Annotated in this window: 18 protein-coding genes; 15 read left to right on the top strand and 3 right to left on the bottom strand. The window is 41.3% G+C overall.

The window, feature by feature from the left end; all coding sequences use genetic code 11:
- Nucleotide 1 precedes the first annotated feature (1 nt).
- Both ACX17N_RS10080 and ACX17N_RS10085 read left to right on the top strand, forming a co-directional pair.
- Nucleotides 2–997: a hypothetical protein gene (locus ACX17N_RS10080; RefSeq protein ID WP_458892435.1), complete on the top strand. Its 996-nt coding sequence runs from the start codon at nt 2–4 to the stop codon at nt 995–997.
- 11 nt (nt 998–1,008) lie between these two features.
- On the top strand, nt 1,009–2,292 hold the full coding sequence (locus tag ACX17N_RS10085; protein WP_458892478.1) for a type VI immunity family protein: 1,284 nt from the start codon (nt 1,009–1,011) through the stop codon (nt 2,290–2,292).
- A gap of 157 nt (nt 2,293–2,449) precedes the next feature.
- Here the strand turns inward: ACX17N_RS10085 and mutS are convergent, their stop codons facing one another.
- Nucleotides 2,450–5,086 (bottom strand): DNA mismatch repair protein MutS, encoded by a 2,637-nt coding sequence (gene mutS / locus ACX17N_RS10090; RefSeq protein ID WP_458892436.1) that lies wholly within the window; start codon nt 5,084–5,086, stop codon nt 2,450–2,452.
- A gap of 617 nt (nt 5,087–5,703) precedes the next feature.
- Here mutS and ACX17N_RS10095 point away from each other — a divergent pair.
- The 10 genes from ACX17N_RS10095 to puuE all read left to right on the top strand — a co-directional run bounded on the left by ACX17N_RS10095 (nt 5,704) and on the right by puuE (nt 15,572).
- Nucleotides 5,704–7,923, top strand: a complete 2,220-nt coding sequence (locus tag ACX17N_RS10095; RefSeq protein ID WP_458892437.1) for an OsmC domain/YcaO domain-containing protein — start codon at nt 5,704–5,706, stop codon at nt 7,921–7,923.
- 756 nt (nt 7,924–8,679) lie between these two features.
- Nucleotides 8,680–9,162 (top strand): urease accessory protein UreE, encoded by a 483-nt coding sequence (gene ureE, locus ACX17N_RS10100; RefSeq protein WP_458892438.1) that lies wholly within the window; start codon nt 8,680–8,682, stop codon nt 9,160–9,162.
- Nucleotides 9,149–9,814, top strand: coding sequence for an urease accessory protein UreF (locus ACX17N_RS10105; protein WP_458892439.1), 666 nt, complete (start codon nt 9,149–9,151; stop codon nt 9,812–9,814). Before ureE ends, ACX17N_RS10105 begins: the two co-directional genes overlap by 14 nt.
- An 18-nt stretch (nt 9,815–9,832) precedes the next feature.
- Nucleotides 9,833–10,447: an urease accessory protein UreG gene (ureG, locus tag ACX17N_RS10110; protein WP_458892440.1), complete on the top strand. Its 615-nt coding sequence runs from the start codon at nt 9,833–9,835 to the stop codon at nt 10,445–10,447.
- A 14-nt stretch (nt 10,448–10,461) separates the two neighbouring features.
- Entirely contained in the window at nt 10,462–11,028 is a 567-nt protein-coding gene (locus ACX17N_RS10115) for a HupE/UreJ family protein (RefSeq protein ID WP_458892441.1), read from the top strand.
- Nucleotides 11,029–11,099: 71 nt separating this feature from the next.
- Nucleotides 11,100–11,978, top strand: a complete 879-nt coding sequence (locus ACX17N_RS10120) for an urease accessory protein UreD (RefSeq protein WP_458892442.1) — start codon at nt 11,100–11,102, stop codon at nt 11,976–11,978.
- 101 nt (nt 11,979–12,079) lie between these two features.
- Nucleotides 12,080–12,382, top strand: coding sequence for an urease subunit gamma (gene ureA, locus ACX17N_RS10125; protein WP_458892443.1), 303 nt, complete (start codon nt 12,080–12,082; stop codon nt 12,380–12,382).
- Nucleotides 12,383–12,403: 21 nt separating this feature from the next.
- Nucleotides 12,404–12,712: an urease subunit beta gene (locus ACX17N_RS10130; RefSeq protein ID WP_458892444.1), complete on the top strand. Its 309-nt coding sequence runs from the start codon at nt 12,404–12,406 to the stop codon at nt 12,710–12,712.
- A 42-nt stretch (nt 12,713–12,754) separates the two neighbouring features.
- Nucleotides 12,755–14,455 (top strand): urease subunit alpha, encoded by a 1,701-nt coding sequence (ureC, locus tag ACX17N_RS10135; protein ID WP_458892445.1) that lies wholly within the window; start codon nt 12,755–12,757, stop codon nt 14,453–14,455.
- 154 nt (nt 14,456–14,609) lie between these two features.
- On the top strand, nt 14,610–15,572 hold the full coding sequence (puuE, locus tag ACX17N_RS10140; RefSeq protein WP_458892446.1) for an allantoinase PuuE: 963 nt from the start codon (nt 14,610–14,612) through the stop codon (nt 15,570–15,572).
- Between the two features lie 115 nt (nt 15,573–15,687).
- Here the strand turns inward: puuE and ACX17N_RS10145 are convergent, their stop codons facing one another.
- The gene (locus ACX17N_RS10145; protein WP_458892447.1) at nt 15,688–16,797 is read right to left on the bottom strand and encodes an S-(hydroxymethyl)glutathione dehydrogenase/class III alcohol dehydrogenase; all 1,110 of its coding nucleotides are present in this window, start codon (nt 16,795–16,797) and stop codon (nt 15,688–15,690) included.
- A 19-nt stretch (nt 16,798–16,816) separates the two neighbouring features.
- The gene (locus tag ACX17N_RS10150; RefSeq protein WP_458892448.1) at nt 16,817–17,092 is read right to left on the bottom strand and encodes a metal/formaldehyde-sensitive transcriptional repressor; all 276 of its coding nucleotides are present in this window, start codon (nt 17,090–17,092) and stop codon (nt 16,817–16,819) included.
- 291 nt (nt 17,093–17,383) lie between these two features.
- Here ACX17N_RS10150 and ACX17N_RS10155 point away from each other — a divergent pair, with 291 nt between their 5' ends.
- From ACX17N_RS10155 to ACX17N_RS10165, 3 genes are all read left to right on the top strand, one after another.
- The gene (locus tag ACX17N_RS10155) at nt 17,384–17,833 is read left to right on the top strand and encodes a DUF1569 domain-containing protein (RefSeq protein WP_458892449.1); all 450 of its coding nucleotides are present in this window, start codon (nt 17,384–17,386) and stop codon (nt 17,831–17,833) included.
- A gap of 115 nt (nt 17,834–17,948) precedes the next feature.
- Entirely contained in the window at nt 17,949–18,875 is a 927-nt protein-coding gene (locus ACX17N_RS10160; protein WP_458892450.1) for a LysR family transcriptional regulator, read from the top strand.
- 157 nt (nt 18,876–19,032) lie between these two features.
- A complete protein-coding gene (locus tag ACX17N_RS10165; protein ID WP_458892479.1) occupies nt 19,033–20,379 on the top strand; it encodes a PepSY-associated TM helix domain-containing protein in 1,347 nt (448 codons plus the stop codon).
- The last annotated feature ends 4 nt before the right edge of the window (nt 20,380–20,383 follow it).

The raw sequence follows: 20,383 nt of genomic DNA on the forward strand, positions 1-20,383 counted from the left end.
GATGCTGCCAGCTATTATTGTCGTTGTTGAATTGGCAGGATATGCAATAACTGCATATGAAATATATCGTACAGCTTCTAATGCTTATGGTGAGGTGAAAAACTATCAGGACAATATTAAAAAGGCTAAAGAAGAAATTAAAAAAATCATGAAAAATCTTGGTCAAGAGATTTCAGATAAAATAGATAAGGAAAAAGAAAAAGTTTTACTAACGACGTTAACTACTGGCGATAAGCAAAGCAACAATACCAAAGCTGCATCTGGACGCCCCCAAACAAAAAGTAATGTGATTACTGCTGCGATTAAACAAAAGGTACCATTTCGGTCAATCATTAGTCAGGTCTGTGAAAAATCTGAACAGTTGCCTATGATTCAATTAAGGAAGCAAAAAGGTAAAAAGCTAAAGGATGTTGTCCCTAAAAGCAAAGTTGATATTGTTGCAAAACTTTTGAAGATGACTGCTGAAGAACTTGCGGGGGCAAATGTAGATGAATATATCATCGTGAGATTAAAGCAGCTTGCTGTGAACTTTATGTTTGAATTCATGGATGAGCTTGTCAAATGGAAGAGTCCATTAAAATCAGAAGTTTGTTTTGGTTATGATGTAAAAACGAAGAAGTACCTTGCACCTCTATTAGAGGGTACAACACGAATCAAGCGTACAGGTACTGATATCAATCCATTTTGGCCAATGCCATATAAAGGAAAGAATACAATTGGTGCTGATATTATTATTCCAGAATATCGTGGTGAGCCTTTAACTTTGACCAATATTTTTGCATTGGTGGAAATCAAGTTCCAAGGAGACAAGATTGATAAAGCACAGTTTGATAATTATGATGATCTAAAAAAGCAATGCGCTGCTGAAAAGAAAGCCAGCAAAATTACAGCAAGTGAGGGGTTTAAATTGTCATTATTCCGTTATCCAGAAGATGTGAGTCCAAAAGATCAGCCTAGCCAGCAGCAAAAAAAATCGAAATCAGCGAGTAAAAAATGATGAGTAATGAAGTGAATAATGACGAATTATTTTTAAGCCAAGAAGAAGTCACTGATTATATAGCCGAGTTTAAGAAGGATAGTGACCATATCTATGGATATGAACAAGAAGAATTCGGTATTTGCCCATACATCACATTTTATATTTATCATCAAGATGATGAAGTGGAAGAGGTTGCTAATAAAATCATTGATATTTATGAGGAGTTTGAAAGTAAAATAATTGATAAGCCTTTTAAACTCAAGTACAGGCATAAAACAAGTACATGGAAAAAGGCTGAAAAATGGCAAAGAACTCGTCAGAAGTTATTGGATGAAATGCATGAAGGCTATAAAAAATATTCTGTATATTTTATAGCAGCGACCACTGGAGATTCAGACAACCAAAGTGCGCAGTGGGCTTTACAAAGTAATATTAGAGACAACGGATTAAGATATTCTAGTCTAAAATTATCATTTGGCGAAAAATGGTATAAAGAGCATAAAAAGCAATGGTATCAGTTTGTACAGCAATGTTTAATTAAACTCAATCCAATACAAGCCTATAGTGGTTATGAAATTGGGAGTGCAGCACAATTTCCTATGGTTTCTCCAGAATTTGAAATTGTAGAACGCATTTTTAGTGACTATTTTTACGGGCTAGATATCGATCATCCTAGTAACATGAGTCATTCTCATGATGATATAGATGGTTTTATCTATACACCATCATTAGCAGCAGGAATACGTACTCCAACATGGTGTTTTTTACTTTCACCATATTGGCTAGAAAAATTAGGATTAAGTGAGGAGCAAATCCGTTTAAAACTAGATGATCCACGAATCGAGATCACCAAACTGCTAGATCCAACAGATCCTGAAAAATTCAGTCTTTGGATTCAATTGGGAGAATTATCACTTTATCCTGTTGAAGAAGGTATTCCAGATTTATTGGTAAAGGCAAATGAGCTTATTAAACCAATACGATGTAATGATTTGAAGTTGACGACTCTTGATGCATGGGATGATGACCCTAACCCAAGATTTGATATAGAAAGCTCACCCCTATGGATTGCTCGTTTTGATGAAAATAGCAGTTGGCCTGAAGGGAAACGAGTCAATAAGGTTAGTAACTTATCATTGGAAGAAGAAAAACTTAAAGTGAAAGGTGGCGAGTTATGCCCACAAACTGGTTATTGGCAAACTCCCGCACGACCAGATTCACGACAGTATTTTGAGCAAGGTGCTATTCTTCCAACCTTTTCAGAACTAGATTGGGGAGAGGTTTATTGGTATTGGGCGGGTGGCAATTCATAATACAGTAATTTTTGAGTTTAACTTATTATGAAAGTAACTATTCATATTTAGATAGATATTCTGTCGGGCTTATGTTTAAACATGTAATAGCCTTATTGCGAATTTAAGAATACAAGACCATAGGTCAGTTTAATTTATCTGATCTATGGTCGAGTGCTTAATTTTCTAACTGTTCTTTCAACATATATAAATGCTGTAAGGCTTCGCGTGGAGTGAGATTGTCTACATCAAGCTCTTTTAAGAGTTCTAACGCAGGAGAGACTTTTTCCACTTCAACAACACGCTCGATAATATCAGGTTCGGGTTGAGGAGCTGGAGCAAATAAGTCTCGTTGTACCGCAGTACTGACATGTTGTTGCTGTTGACGCTCGAGAATTTTCAAGCGGTTTTGCGCTTCCTTAATCACATTGACAGGAATACCTGCCAGTTTAGCCACTTGCAAGCCATGACTTTGGCTGGCAGGACCTTGCTGAACCTTATGTAATAAAATTAAATTACCATTTAATTCTTTGGCACTGACATGGTAGTTGTAGATGCCAGATTCTTTACTCAGTTCCGTCAGTTCAAAATAATGTGTGGCAAACAAGCACAAACATTTCACTCGTTTGGTCAAATCTAGCACGCAGGCCCAAGCCAAAGATAAGCCGTCATAGGTACTGGTTCCTCGACCGACTTCATCCATAAGTACTAAAGATAGATTGGTCGCATGATGTAAAATTTGTGAGGTTTCGGTCATTTCGACCATAAAGGTCGACTTACCCGTCGATAGATCATCAGCAGAACCAATTCGCGTGAAAATACGGTCAATTGGACCTAAAACAGCCGATTGTGCTGGCACGAAACTGCCACAATAAGCGAGCAGGCTAATCAATGCTGTTTGACGCATAAAGGTCGATTTACCCCCCATATTGGGGCCTGTGATGATGGCCATGCGATGGGCATAATCCAAATGTGTGTCATTTGGGGTAAATGCAGTTTTACTTAATGCTTCAACGACTGGGTGCCGACCTGCAATGATCTTGATCCCTGTTTCTGGACTAAACTCAGGTCGTGTCCAATTTCTTAAACGTGCTTGATGAGCAAAATTGCTGAGTAAATCAATTTGTGCGATTGCAGCACTCATCATTTGCAAGGCTGCAATTTCTTGACGCAGCTCATCTAGCAGCATTTCAAACAACATTTTTTCACGTGCTAAAGCCCGAGATTCGCTCGACAATACTTTATCTTCAAAACTTTTTAGTTCTGGCGTGATATAGCGTTCTGCATTTTTCAGGGTTTGACGACGGATGTAGTGCTCAGGTGCTTGTTCTGCCTGTGCACGGGTCAGTTCAATATAGTAGCCACTAACACGATTGTAGCCAATTTTAAGTGTAGAAATTCCGGTAGATTCACGTTCCTTAATTTCAAGATCAATCAGGAATTGTCCTGCATGATCACGAATTTTGCGCAGTTCATCCAGTTCGCTGTCGAAACCTTCAGCGATGACATTGCCATCACGGAGTAAGACGGGCGGATTTTCTACAATCGCGGTGAGTAAGCGTTGATGCAGGCCGTGAAAATCTCCCAATTCCTCATTCAATTGCACCACTAATTTCGATTGATGGTTTTGCACAATTGGATTAAGTGCATGACGTAAAAAGGGTAACTGAGCGCTAGCATGGCGTAATTGTACCAAGTCACGTGGTCGTGCACTGCCAAGAGCCACTCGGCTCAAAACCCGTTCGATATCGCCAATTTCTTTTAATACCAGTCGAATTGGTGAGTCGTGATAACCACTCAGGATGGCTTGAATCGCATCAAGTCGAGCATCGAGTAAGGCGGTGTCACGCATCGGTTGCATCAGCGTACGACTGAGTAATCGACCACCCATGGCCGTTTGACAGTCATTGATGAGCTGAAACAATGATGTGCCATGCTCAAAAAGCGGGTCAACAATTTCTAAATTACGACGTGTCACGGGATCAAGTGCAATAAAATCGCTACTTTGTTCGAGCTGAATACTACGAATGTGGGGTAAAGCCGTTTTTTGCGTTTCTTTGGCATAATGAATCAATGCTGCCGCGGCTGCTTTGGCCAAAGGCAGATGGTCAATGCCAAAACCAGATAAGGTCGAAACACCGAGCTGATCTGACAAGGTTTTCTGTGCGTTGTTTAAATTAAAGTCGACATTCGGGCGCTTGGTGATAGGACAATCGAGTTGTTTTTTGACTTGTTCTAAAATGTTTGGATCAACAATATCTTCATCGACCAAAATTTCACTTGGCATGAGTCGGGCAAGTTCAATGCTTAGTTGTTCTAATTTAAAATCTTGTTGTTGAACTTTAAATAAACCTGCACTTAAGTCGAGCAGGGCAATACCAATCTGGTTTTGCTGGAGGCACAAAGCCACCAAATTTGAAGATTGATGGCTATTTAGTAAAGCATCGTCAGTGAGTGTGCCAGGAGTAAGAATACGCACAACACCGCGTTCAACAGGTCCTTTACCCGTCACTTCACCAAGTTGTTCACAAATAACAACGGTTTCGCCTTTTTTCACTAGGCGAGCGAGGTAACCTTCTGCGGCATGAAAAGGCACTCCTGCCATCGGGATAGGATTACCATTGGTTTTACCGCGATGCGTAAGCGTGATGCCGAGTAGTTTGGCGGCTTTATGGGCATCATCAAAAAATAATTCGTAGAAGTCACCCATACGATAAAACATTAAGGCATGAGGGTGTTGCATCTTAACTTTTAGGTATTGCTGCATCATAGGAGTGTGGGAATCAATATTGGCTATGATGTCTTGCAAGCTCATGTATATGAAATCCTTGAATTTAAATAATTAATTAAATTTTAAAACAAGTCTGACTGTCCAACCAGATCCTATTTATTCTGAATCAATCTGATCTAATCCACTTAAAAAGTATACCTTTTAGTGTACCTTTTTTTAGGCTTAATCATATTAAAGAGGTGTGGGAGGATTTTGTCTAACTCAGACTCGATATGGTAACAAATTCGAATGGTTGTACCAAAGAGAAATAAAATGTGAATAGTCACCGATTCTATAGATACATTTATCAAAACGGATAACTTTCTCTTTTTCAAGTTCAATGTCTGATCAGATCTGAACTAATACAGTTATGTACATATTTTTTTGATGTGTTTTGTTTTAACAACCTAGCAATTGAATATAGTGCATATTTAAAATGTATGGGCTTATGGGAAAAATTGCTTAAATCGCAAGATAGCATTTCCACTTTGAGCTAGAAATCTGTAAAATCTATGTCCATTCGTAAAGCCGTTTTTTATCAGCTCCAATCCTTTGGCTGATTCTTTTTGCAAGCCCATTTCTTCATTGCATTCTGCTTTTAATTCAATATTTTCGACGTTTATCTGTCTGGTTTAGGCATATAAGCATCATTAGGTGCCAACATGGAAATAAAAGTCAATTATCTCGATAACCTTCGACTCGAAGCTAAATTTGATGACTTTACTGTAATTGCTGACCAACCTATTCGCTACAAAGGCGATGGTTCAGCACCAGGACCATTCGACTATTTCTTAGCATCTTCAGCGATGTGTGCGGCTTACTTTGTTAAGGTGTATTGCCTTGCACGTAATATTCCAACCGATAATATTCGCTTATCACAAAATAATATTGTTGATCCTGAAGATCGTTATAAACAAATCTTTAAAATCCAAGTTGAACTGCCTGCCGATATTTCAGAAAAAGATCGTCAAGGGATTTTACGTTCGATTGATCGCTGTACTGTAAAGAAAGTGATTCAAACTGGACCGGATTTTGTCATTGAAGAAGTTGAAAGTATTGATGCAGATGCACAAGCGCTTTTAATGCCGAATTTGGCATCTGAACACTTGACGCATATCACAGGCAAAGACTTACCTTTAGAGGAAACCATTGCCAACATGTCAGGGTTATTGGCTGACTTGGGCATGAAAATTGAAATTGCGTCTTGGCGTAACATTGTGCCGAATGTTTGGTCGTTGCATATTCGTGATGCACATTCACCAATGTGTTTCTCGAATGGTAAAGGTGCAACCAAAGAAAGTGCTTTGGCTTCTGCCTTGGGCGAGTTTATTGAGCGTTTGAACTGTAATTTGTTCTATAACGATCAATTCTGGGGTGAAGAAATTGCCAATGCAGAATTTGTGCATTATCCAGATGAAAAATGGTTCCAACCTGGACCGAATGGTGAATTACCACCAGAAATTCTGGATGAGTATTGCAAAGCAATTTATGACCCTGAAAATGAACTTTTGGGCACACATTTATACGACACCAACTCAGGCAATATCGAGCGTGGTATTTGCTCGCTACCATACGTGCGTCAGTCCGATGGCGAAGTGGTGTATTTCCCAACCAATTTAATTGAAAACTTATATTTAAGTAATGGCATGAGTGCAGGTAATACCCTTGCCGAAGCACAAGTCCAATGCTTATCTGAAATTTTTGAACGTGCAGTGAAGCGTGAAATCATTGAAGGTGAAATAGCACTTCCAGACGTACCTGCGGATGTACTGGCGCAATATCCAAGCATCATTGAAGGGATTAAAAGCTTAGAAGAGCAAGGTTTCCCTATTTTGGTTAAAGATGCATCCTTGGGCGGAAAATACCCAGTGATGTGTGTGACCCTAATGAATCCTCGTACTGGGGGTGTATTTGCTTCGTTTGGTGCTCATCCAAATATGCAAGTGGCAATTGAACGTAGCTTAACCGAGTTAATGCAAGGTCGTAGCTTTGAAGGCTTGAATGACTTACCACGTCCAACCTTTAGTTCAGAGGCGGTCACGGAACCGAATAACTTTGTCGAACACTTTATTGATTCGAGTGGCTTGGTGTCTTGGCGTTTCTTTAGTGCAAAATCCGAATATGACTTTGTCGATTGGGACTTTAGTGCGGAAGGTCATGCGAAAAATACCGATGAAGCTAAAATTTTGTTTGATATTCTTAAGGATATGGGCAAAGAAGTTTACATGGCGGTGTATGAGCATTTAGGTGCTACAGCTTGTCGTATTTTAGTGCCTGACTATTCAGAAGTGTATTTAGTTGAAGATTTAATCTGGGACAATACCAATAAGGCGTTGTGGTTCCGTGAAGATACGCTGAATTTACATCGTCTGGATGATGAACAACTTGAGGCTTTGGTTGAACGTCTAGAAGAAAGTGAGTTGGATGACTATACCGACATCAAAACCCTGATCGGGGTTGAGTTTGATGACAATACGGTTTGGGGGCAATTAACGATTCTAGAACTGAAACTCATGATTTATTTGGCTTTACAGCAATTTGAAGAAGCCAAAGATCTGGTTGAGACTTTCTTGCAATACAACACCAATACGGTTGAACGTGGCTTGTTCTATCAATGTTTAAATGTTGTGTTAGAAGTAGAACTGGATGATGAAATGGAACTTGAAGATTATGAAGTCAATTTCCGCCGTATGTTTGGTGATGAACACATGGATGCAGCCGTAGGTTCAGTTGATGGTAGCGTTCGATTCTATGGTTTAACCCCAACCAGTATGAAACTAGAAGGATTGGATCGTCATCAGCGCTTACTCGATAGCTACCAAAAATTGCATGCAGCACGTGCAAAATATGCAAATCCTGTTCAAGCCGAATTGTTGGTCTAATTGATTTAAATTTGTTGTAGTCATAACACGAATTTTGGCCATACTTCTTGCAGGAGTATGGCTTTTTTTATGGGGTTAAAGTGACTTTTTTGCACAACTATTGAATAGTTAAATCGCTTCTAAATCACTTCAATTTAAGTGGTCACTTGAGTATAGGGGAGATCTGGTTCAATAAATTTATGAAGCCTGATTATACTTATGAATCTTATTGACCTGACATTGAAAGTGTCTTGCACTGAATTGATCGCTCAATAACCTGACATCAAGTTTGTGAATGGAGACAGTGATGATGTGTAGTAGCAATAAGTTAGTTTAGTTTGAATAGATTGAATAGACAGTCCAAAGACAATGGTTCCTCATAAAGAAACTACATTAATTTGATCATAAAAGATCCCAGTCAGGGAGCTTTTGTTCTGTATGAATCTAAGTTTTATCAGGTATCAAATCGATTGGATTTCACCAAAGTGGAATAATCAGATCCGAGATTTGTACGCTGAAAATTGAATACTTGATCATCGGCCTGAACGAAAAAGATATTTAAAAAAAATACTCCTAACACATCCAACATCACTCGGTGCTGAAAAATTAATCAATTTAGCTTGGTCATTGTCAGAAATAATCAGATTCTCATCTCACAACCAAAGTTGGTTCAAAAATTGCTTATATGTTTATTGTGGTGCGATTTTGCATACAAGAATTAATTTTGAGTCATTTTGGCTCATAAAGAATATAAGGCTAAATTGAGGGTGGGAAATCATGGAAATTTATACTCAACGATTAGAAACAGTTACAGAAGAGAGTAACTTTGACATCATTGAGCTGAATTTTGATACACGTCAAAAGAGCCGTTTTCGTGCAACTTTAAAAAATGGGGTAGATATTGGTGCAGATTTACCACGTACAGGTATTTTACGTAGCGGATCGTACATTGCGACTGAGAGCGGGAATATTCTAAGGGTTGAAGCACAAGCTGAAAAACTGATGAAAGTTTCTGCATCCCATGAATTTGATTTACTCAAAGCAGCCTATCATCTAGGTAATCGTCATGTGCCACTCATGTTGACGCCAACAGCTTTATATTTCGAGCCAGACCATGTGTTGGCAGAAATGGTTCGAGGCTTGGGATTAAGCATTCAAGATGTTGATCATCCTTTTGAGCCTGAAAGTGGTGCATATGCACAACACCAACATGATCATCGTTTAAGTCCAATCAAGACTTTGCACCATGTCCATCACTAATCCAGCGCAACTGTTAAGCCTATTAACACTGTCTTCTACGGCATTACCGATAGGGGCATATTGTTATTCACAAGGTGTAGAAAGTGCAATTGATCGTGGACTCATTTACGACGAAGCTTCCAGTATTGCTTATTTCGAGGAAGTGCTCGAAATGCTTCTGGTACGTTTTGAATTGCCCGTGCTGAAACGATTAATGCAATACAGTGAGGATATTGAGCAGTTTGATTACTGGGCAAACTTTTATCGTGCTAGCCGCGAGAGTAAGGAACTGTTGGCAGAGTCCAAACAACTGGCATTTTCACTCAATGCTTGGATTCGTGATGTTTTAAAACAACCAGTTAAAGTCAACAAGCATCTCGGCTTTGTCCCAGTCTATGGACACTTGTGCGGAAGCTTAGGACTTAATGAAACCGATGTGCTGACGGCCTATACCTTTACTGTTTTAGAAAATCAGGTTTTGGCAGCAGTAAAAACAGTTCCACTGGGGCAGATGAGTGGTCAGCGCATTTTATGGCATTTACATGGCTTGATCCCAGAAGCGATCAATCGCGCACTGACGCTGAACGATACCGAGATCAGCAGTGCCTTACCCCAATACGCCATGCTGAGTATGCATCACGAAACACAATATTCCAGACTATTCAGATCATAATTGTTAGAGGAAAAAATCATGTCACAACGTAGCCCATTACGAGTAGGAATTGGTGGACCTGTGGGTTCGGGGAAAACAGCCTTAACCTTAAATTTATGTCAGGCTTTACGTGAAAAATATAATATGGCGGTGGTGACAAATGACATTTATACCAAAGAAGATTCCAATTTTTTAACCCGTAACGAAGCCATGTCACCAGACCGAATTGTCGGTGTGGAAACAGGGGGCTGCCCACATACTGCAATTCGTGAAGATGCGTCCATTAACCTCGCCGCTATTGATGATTTATGTGAAAAATTTGATGGGCTAGAACTCATCATTATTGAAAGTGGTGGTGACAATTTAGCCGCAACTTTTAGCCCAGAGCTTTCAGATTTAACCCTGTATGTCATTGATGTGGCAGGTGGTGAAAAGATTCCACGTAAAGGAGGCCCCGGGATTACCAAATCAGATCTGTTAATTATCAATAAAACAGATTTGGCTCCAATGGTGGGCGCAAATTTAAGTGTGATGGATCAAGATGCAAAACGCATGCGGGGCGAAAAACCATTCCTATTCACCAATATGAAAACCCAAGCAGGTTTGGAACAAATTATTTCTTTTATTGAAAAACAAGGCTTATTTAAAAACTGATTCGGGGAAACATAATGACTTATTTAAAAAGAACTTTGGTGACTTTCGCTGCTGCATTTCCCATGTGGGCAATGGCTCATCCCGGACATGCGCATCAGAGTAGTTTTATGACCGGTTTTATTCATCCTTTTACGGGTCTTGATCATTTAATGATGGCAATGGCTTTTGGTGTATTGCTTTGGTCTGCGACTACACGTTGGAAATTTGCTGGATTAGCAGGCTTGGTCATTGCGATGGTGAGTGGTTTTGCGCTAGGTCAGCTCAATATCTTTTCCGCGAGTATTGCGGAATACGGCATTATTTTCTCATTGTCTATATTAGCCATCGCACTTTGGAGCAAAGCCAATCGCTTGTTTGCACTGGCCACGATGATTCTCGCAAGTTTTCACGGCATGGCGCATGGCACAGAGTTGAGCCAATCCGGTCATGTGGTGGGTTTGGTTATAGGCATGGTCGTTGCAATGTCTTGTATTTATGTCGGTGGGCTAGGGCTGGGTGCATTCGTTCAAAAATACGTACCGCATGGTAAAAAAATTATTGGTGGCATCGCAGCACTCGTCGCACTGATTGGTTTAGCTTAATGATTTTATATCGGTTTTCATGCTGAAACGGTCATAGCTCACATTTTAGTATTCGTCACATCAGAGGAATAATGCAAGATTTAACCTTAAGTCGAACGCATGATACACAATTATGGTTTGCCAAGTTAGAGCTCGGCTTTCAGGCACAAAAACAGCCTGAATGTACGGTGTTACATCACCGCAAACATTATGGTCCAGTGCGGGTACAAAAAATGTTGTGGCCAGAAAAGACGGGTGTGTGTCATGCCATTATCGTGCATCCACCCGCAGGCATTGCCGGTGGTGATCATTTAACTTTTGATCTGTCGGTAGATGCACAGGCACATGCTGTGGTGACTACCCCAGGTGCGGGAAAATGGTACAAAACCAACGACAAAAAGGCCTATCAACATATCAATATCAGTTTGAATGGCAATGCTATTTTTGAATGGTTACCACAAGAAACCATGTTGTTTAATGGGGCAAATGCACATTCAGAAACCCTTATTCATTTAGATCAGGCAGCTAGTTTTATTGGCTGGGACATGCTGGTCATTGGTCGGCAAGCGCGCGATGAACAATTTAGCCAAGGGGCATACATTAACCAATTCAAACTATTTCGCAATCAGAGCCTGTTGGTGGCGGATACTTTGAGTTTTAAGGGCAATGATCGTTGGCTAAGTTCATGCTTAGGCATGCATGGACAATCTGTTATGGGCAGTTTCTGGGCTGTTCCACCCACCGAATATCGTGCCAGTGTTTATTTGGAACAGCATCTCGATTTAATTCGCGAGTTAATCATGCGTATGGATGTGCCCGTGACCTTAACGCTGTTGGATGATGTGGTTTGCGCACGCTTTTTAGGTCAGGATGTTCGGCAATGCCATGATGCTTTTGCAGCGATTCGGGCGAAACTCAGACGCTATTGGTATGATCTGGATGAAGAGTTTCCGCGTATTTGGAGAACTTAGCGACTATTTAGCAATTGTGTATATACAAAATAGCCTAAGTTTCATTCACATGTTGAGCATGTAGTACATAAAAAAGCGTCAGGTTAAGAAAGGTAAAAGATATGGAATTAAATCCAACAGAAAAAGACAAGCTTTTAATTTTTACAGCGGGTTTGCTTGCAGAGCGCCGTAAAGCACGTGGCTTAAAGTTGAACTATCCCGAAGCAATTGCATATATTTCGGCGGCATTGCTTGAAGGCGCACGTGACGGCATGAGTGTAAGTGAATTAATGCATTACGGAACAACTTTGTTAAGTCGGAATGATGTAATGGAGGGAATTGCGGAAATGATTGTTGAAGTCCAAGTTGAAGCCACCTTTCCTGATGGTTCCAAACTGGTCACCGTCCATCAACCCATCATGTAATGACAAAAATAAGGAACAACGATGATTCCAGGTGAAGTGATCACGCCAGATCGTGATATTGAGTTAAATGTTGGACGCGAAACGCTCAAAATTACTGTGGCCAATGCAGGAGATCGCCCGATTCAAATTGGTTCGCACTTCCATTTTTATGAAGCCAATGATGCATTGCTATTTGAACGTGCACAGACCAAAGGCTATCGCCTGAATATTGCGGCTGGTACCGCAGTGCGTTTTGAACCGGGGCAAAGCCGAGATGTGGAGTTGGTGGCTTTGGCGGGGAAGCGGGAAGTTTACGGTTTTGCGGGTCGAGTGATGGGGAAACTTGACTAGATAGAAATAGAAAAATCTTTCAAGAATTTAGAGTAATCCAGAATGAAAATGTCACGACGCGCATATGCGGAAATGTTTGGCCCCACGGTTGGGGATCGGGTTCGCTTGGCGGATACCGAATTATTTATAGAAGTCGAACAAGATCTGACCACTTATGGTGAAGAAGTTAAATTTGGTGGCGGCAAGGTCATCCGAGACGGCATGGGGCAATCCCAGCTATTGGCAGAGGATGTCGCGGATACCGTCATTACCAATGCGTTAATTGTCGATTGGTGGGGCATTGTCAAAGCCGATGTCGGTCTGAAAAATGGCCGTATTTGGAAAATCGGAAAGGCGGGAAATCCCGACATCCAACCGAATATTACCATTCCTTTAGGTGCTGCGACTGAAGTGATCGCAGGTGAAGGACAGATTCTCACAGCGGGCGGTATTGATACGCACATTCACTGGATTTGTCCACAACAAGTTGAAACTGCACTGATGTCGGGTACAACCACCATGATTGGTGGGGGAACAGGACCCGCAGCGGGGACATCGGCCACCACCGTGACACCAGGACCGTGGCATATTGCGACCATGCTGCAAGCCATTGATGATATGCCCATGAATATAGGCTTGTTAGGCAAAGGAAATTTGAGTTTGCCTGACCCGATTCGCGAGCAGATTGAAGCAGGTGTCGTCGGTTTAAAATTGCATGAAGACTGGGGTTCAACACCTGCAGCCATTGATAATTGCTTGACTGTAGCGGATGAATACGATGTACAAGTGGCAATTCATACCGATACTTTAAATGAGAGCGGCTTTTTAGAGGAAACACTCGCGGCATTTAAACAGCGCACCATTCATACCTATCATACCGAAGGTGCAGGTGGTGGTCATGCGCCTGATATTTTAAAAGCCATTGGTCAAGCCAATGTTTTGCCATCCTCAACCAATCCGACCCGTCCATATACCATCAATACCATTGATGAGCATTTGGATATGTTGATGGTCTGTCACCATTTAGACCCAGCAATTTCCGAAGATGTTGCATTTGCTGAAAGTCGGATTCGTCGTGAAACCATTGCTGCCGAGGATATTTTGCAGGATTTGGGGGCAATTTCCATGATGTCATCCGATTCACAGGCCATGGGACGTGTGGGTGAGGTGATTATTCGCACATGGCAAACCGCGCATAAAATGAAAGTGCAACGTGGACCTTTAGAAGGCGATACGCCACATAGCGATAACCATCGGGTCAAACGCTATATTGCTAAATATACCATTAACCCTGCGATTACCCATGGTTTGAGCCATGAGGTGGGTTCAGTCGAAGAAGGTAAACTGGCGGATTTGGTGCTGTGGAAACCGGCATTTTTTGGGGTGAAACCTGCAATGATTATTAAAGGCGGTATGATTGCCGCTGCACCAATGGGTGATATTAATGCCTCAATTCCAACGCCTCAGCCTGTGCATTATCGTCCAATGTTTGGGGCAAATGCGCGTGGTGTGCATAACACCTGTATTACCTTCTTGTCTCAGGCGGCAATTCATAACGGTGTGGCTGAAAAATTAGGGCTGAAGAAAATCATTTCGGCATGTCAAAACACTCGGAATATTTCAAAAGCCGATATGAAGCACAATACCTATACGCCAGTCATGGAAGTTGATCCAGAAATCTATGAAGTACGCGCAGATGGTGTGCATTTAACCTGTGAACCTGCCGCCGTATTGCCAATGGCACAGCGTTATTTCTTATTTTAATTTTGTATGTAACGTTGAAAAGCCTGCCAAATGGGCGGGCTTTCCCGCTAACGATAAGACGATGCCTGTGAGTGGCAGCGGTCAAAATATTTCAATAAAACCGCTGCATTTACAAATAACAAAGCTATATTGATCTATCTTCTGAGGAATATAAGTGACACAAGATTATTTACGTGGGCAGGAACTCATCGACCACATTCAGCATGCAGCTTATTCACGCGATTTGATTGGCTATCATGGTGAGCCACCCAAAGTACAATGGCCGAATGGCGCTCGTATTGCAGTGCAGTTTGTACTGAATTATGAAGAAGGGGGTGAAAACCACATTGAACATGGCGATGCTGGCTCCGAACAGTTCTTATCCGAGATTATTGGGGCAGCAAGCTTTCCCGATAAACATATGTCGATGGATTCCATGTATGAATATGGTTCTCGTGCCGGATTTTGGCGTATTCATCAGGAGTTTAAACGACGTAATTTGCCCATGACGATCTTTGGGGTGGGCATGGCATTAATTCGCAATCCCTATATTGTACAAGCGATCAAAGACGCAAATTATGATGTGGTTTCACATGGTCAGCGTTGGCTACATTATCAAGACATGCCGATTGAACTTGAACGCCAATATATGAATCAAGCCATCAGTGTTTTGGACGCCTTATTTGGACAAGCACCTATCGGTTGGTATACCGGTCGGGACAGCCCGAATACCCGTCAGTTATTAGCCGAGTTCCCGCAGATCAAATACGATTGTGATTACTATGGCGACGACTTGCCATTTTGGAGTGCATTAACAGATTCCTCAGGTGATAGCCGTCCACATTTAATTATTCCTTATAGCTTGGACAGCAATGACATGAAGTTCAGCTCACCAGGGGGTTTTAACAGTGCCGAGCAATTTTACCAATACTTAAAAGATGCCTTTGATGTGTTATATGCAGAAGGGGAAGCCTCTCCGAAAATGCTGTCGATAGGTATGCATTGCCGGATTTTAGGGCGACCGGGACGTTTTAAAGCTTTGCAAAGATTTTTAGATTATATTCAATCTCACGACAAAGTATGGATTTGCAGGCGCGGGGATATTGCGGAGCACTGGTATCAGTATCATGCTGAATAAGAGAACACGAAGGTTTTTACTTTAAAAGAACTGGTGTTTCTTTAAGTTTTATTGCAAGTGATGCATCCTTAACCTGAGTTAAGGATGCATAGCAAATACAGTGGTAATTTTAATCTTAGAAATGCACCACGGAACGAATAGACTTGCCTTCATGCATTAAATCAAAAGCTTCATTGATTTTTTCTAAGCCCATGGTATGGGTTACGAAAGGTTCTAATTGAATATCACCTTTCATGGCGTCTTCGACCATACCAGGCAATTGAGTACGACCTTTCACCCCGCCAAATGCAGTTCCCATCCATTTACGACCCGTAACTAACTGGAATGGACGCGTTGAAATTTCCTGACCGGCACCTGCAACACCAATAATAACTGACTGTCCCCAACCACGGTGTGCACACTCTAATGCAGAGCGCATAACATTCACATTACCAATACATTCAAAGGAATGATCGACACCCCAACCTGTCATTTCAACAATCACTTGTTGAATTGGTTGTGCATAATCTTTTGGATTTAAGAAATCAGTAGCGCCAAACTGTTTGGCCAGTTCAAACTTGTCTGGATTGGTGTCGACAACAATAATACGACCTGCTTTGGCCTGTTTTGCACCTTGCACTACGGCAAGACCAATACCACCCAAGCCAAATACAGCAACAGAATCGCCTTCTTGTACTTTAGCTGTATTGTGTACAGCACCAATTCCTGTAGTTACGCCACAACCCAATAGGCAGACTTGCTCATGATTGGCTTCTGGGTTGATTTTGGCCAAAGAAACTTCAGCCACAACCGTATATTCACTAAAGGTTGAACAGCCCATGTAGTGATAAATAGGTTCGCCGTTATATGAGAAACGTGTAGTTCCATCTGGCATAACACCTTTGCCTTGAGTAGCACGTACAGCAACGCAAAGATTGGTTTTACCAGATTTACAGAATAAACATTCTTTACATTCAGCGGTATACAGTGGAATTACATGGTCACCCGGTTGTACACTGGTCACACCTTCACCAACTTCCACCACAATACCTGCACCTTCATGTCCCAATACCGCAGGGAATACACCTTCAGGATCATCACCTGATAAGGTAAAAGCGTCGGTATGGCAAACGCCTGTATGCGTGATTTTCACTAAGACTTCACCTTTTTGCGGTGGGGCAACATCGATTTCAACGATTTGAAGGGGTTGACCCGGGGCAAAGGCTACGGCTGCACGTGATTTCATAAAATTCTTCCTGATAAGATTATTTTAAATATGACTTGAGAATTTTGGCGATATCGACAAATTCCTCTTTTCGCTCTTGCTCGGTTGACTCGCCTGTAACGAGAGTATCTTTTAAGTGAATTTCTAGCATTTCATTCATTAAGCCATTAATGGCTCCACGGACTGAACATATTTGTTGAAGAATTGCCCCGCAATCTGCATTTTCTTCTAATGCATTTTCAATGGCTTGGGTTTGACCTTTAATACGTCTGACCCGGAGCAGAATTCTTTTTTTATCTTCAATTTGGTTCGGCATGAAATCTGTCTTTGGCTTCTTTAATAGTATAGTACCCTATAGTATATAGAGGGGGCAATCATCCGACTAAAAAAATTAAAATGTCGAGCAAAAAAAACAAGCCCTAAAGCTGTCGAAGGGGCAACGTTGGATTTTTTATGGAATTAGATCAATTTTATGTCAGGCACTTTCACGGATGCCAGAAGCAATGAGATGACGTAGGGCGAGTCTCTCTAGAGAGGTGTCAGCCAGAAGACAATTTAGAAAACTGCAATCTCCTATAATCAGGCAAATTTTTATAGTGGTTGTCGTATGAATTTATCCGCAGTCTCAGATCTCCGCAGTTTACGAAATTATCTGCTTCAATATAGCCATAGTGAAGCAATCACAGTGCATTGGTCACTAATGCAGATTTGTACGCATTGTGCTCAGACCATTCTTTGTGCAATGACAGGCTATCCGAAGTTAAAACCGCGGATTATTCGCAATACCATTGGTCCTTGTGTTTTGGCTTGGTTTTTCTACCGTAATCGAATGCAGCATAATTTACAGGCAGACTTAGAGGGTGCAGCAGCAATAGAGGTACAGCATCGTCCAGCTTTAGAGATTTTGATACAGATTATTGATCAATTTTTGGCTTATGAAGGTCAGCTTCAGCCACATTTTGTATTCGGTAATTTAACGAAGGCGCAGTATGACCGATATTTTACCTTGCATATTCAGGATCATTTCTCGGAGGTGAATTTTCTCACTGAATCATAATTTTTTTGGCTCAGGTTTTGCTTGAACGATGCCTTAGCAAATCTGAACGATAAGCACATAATTTTGATATGATCAGAATGCAATGGATGGAACAGCACCAAAGAGGGATTTAAGCATGCGATCAAATGTATTACTCGATAAATGTAATTGGTCTTTGCTGCGCATCTTTCGCGTGATTGTTCAAGAAGGCAGTTTAAATAAAGCTGCGATCAAGCTTTTTCTCACCCAATCCGCGATTAGCCAAAGCCTAAAAAGACTGGAAGAGCAAATTGGTGAAACGCTGATTGTGCGCACAGGGGGCAAGTTTTACTTAACAGCCACGGGTGAAATTGTTTTTGAAGCGAGTATGATGATTTATAGTCAATTATTGGACTATGAAGAAAGACTGAATACAGAGAAAAATAGCTTATCAGGTACGATTAAACTTTTGGTGCTGAGCCGTATAGAATCGAGCCGGTATGATCAGCTCTTGCATGACTTTCATCAAAAATATCCATTGGTGGATTTTCAGGTTGATGTTTTAAAGAGTAAAGAAATTCAACAATTGTTATTACAAAAAATTCCCGCTTTGGGTATTGGGATTAATCAAACCCATCATCCAAAATTGAATTACCATACCTTAATTAATCAAAAATATGCACTATTTTGCAGTGATCAACATCCGCTTTATCACGAGAATATTCAAAGCATTGAGCAAATTAAAGGACATGGATTTATTTCTTTCCAAAGTGAACAGTTAAATAATCCAGCATCGCCATTAAATGAGGTGCGGGAAAGCATTCTGAAAAATAATAGGCTATTAGTGACCACCAATAATATGGATGAAGTGATCCGGTTTATTCAAAATGGCATTGGTATTGGGCTATTGCCCAAAAATATTATTGAAAAAAGCCAGAAACAGCGTTTGTTTAAGCAACTGCCGCCATTTCCCTATGTCTCGATTATTCCAATATCCGTGGCTTGGCATAAAGATAGAGAGCTCTCCTTACTGGAACAGTACTTTATTAATGATCTAAGAAGTGTATTTCACAGCAGTTCTTGAAAACATGATGTCTCGTCTTCAGGTTATACCGTTTTCAATTATTCTGAATTTCCCCATACAGCTAGCAATTTTGTGCTGTTTTGCCCGTATAATGCCGCCTTAAGTTTAAGCAGATGAACCTTGTCGGTTTGATCAAAGATGGTATGCGGATGGCATGATGTGGAAGACCTTATTAAATTTAACTCATAGTCAATTGGGGGTGTTCATGGCACCGCTCATTTTTATTGCGGCTATGACGGGTCTGCTGTATGCCTTAACTCCACAAATCGAGCAGAGCATTTATCGGCAACAGTTATTTGCTGAACATCAGCCAGAGCAGGAGCCACAAGCTTTAAGCTTACAGGTTAAAGCGGCACAACAGGCCTTGCCTGATGGCGCGACTATTCTGGCTGTGCGTACTCCAGCAAGCGCAGACAGTACCACGCGTGTTCTGTATCAATCCGCTGAAGATGCTGTGACCAGTACGGCTATTTTTGTGAACCCTTATACGTTAGCGATACAAGGTCAGTTACCTGTCTATGGTACGAGTGGTGTGTTACCTGTGCGGACTTTTCTGGATCAGCTACACCGCAATTTGTTCTTGGGTGAATGGGGACGGCTTTATAGTGAGCTGGCAGCGAGTTGGTTGGGAATTTTTACCCTCACGGGCTTGTTGCAATGGTGGCTGAAGCGAAAAACAATTCAACAAGCATCGCATGCGCGGCATACGTTCATCAGGTGGCATTATCTTACGGCATTACTGATATTGCCCATGCTGTTATTTCTATCCCTGACCGGACTCACGTGGTCAAAATGGGCAGGTGAGAATATTGCGCAAATTCGGCATTGGCTAAACAGTGATACACCAAGCTTAAACTTACAGATTGCACATGTTTCGCAGGCAACTACTCCAAATTTACACGCAGAACATCATGCCATGATGCAGATGTCAGATGCTGCATCGCAAAAGCTAGACCTGAATCAGTTTGATCGAATTATTGCAATTGCTAGAGCCAACGGTTTGATGGCATCAGCCTTACAGATTAAGCCGAGTTATGACATGCATCTGGCATGGAAAGTTGAAGAAATGAATCATCGCCATCCGATTCAAGTCGATGCTTTAGCGGTAGACATGCAGCAGCATAAAGTGATTGATGCTGTGCATTTTCAGGATTTTCCACTCTCGGCCAAACTGACCCGCTGGGGCGTTGATATGCATATAGGCGTGCTGTTCGGTTGGGTGAATCAGTTGCTGCTTGTAATCAGTGCGTTAGGCATCTTGGCGATTATTCTCTTGGCCTATCGTGCATGGTGGAGTTATAGCCGACCGATTCAAACCATACAGAGTTTTAATGAAAATTTAAAACGTCTGTGGCAACAGCGTAATTTGAAGCCTTTAATGCTACTGTTGGTTGCGATGGTTGTACTGTATTGCTTAGTCCCAATCTGGGTAGTCAGTATCGTGTTATTTCATACTGTTTTTGCACTGGTGCAAGGGTATCAACATTTTAAGCGACCATCTTAATCTT

The sequence above is a fragment of the Acinetobacter sp. GXMZU3951 genome, assembly GCF_054457875.1.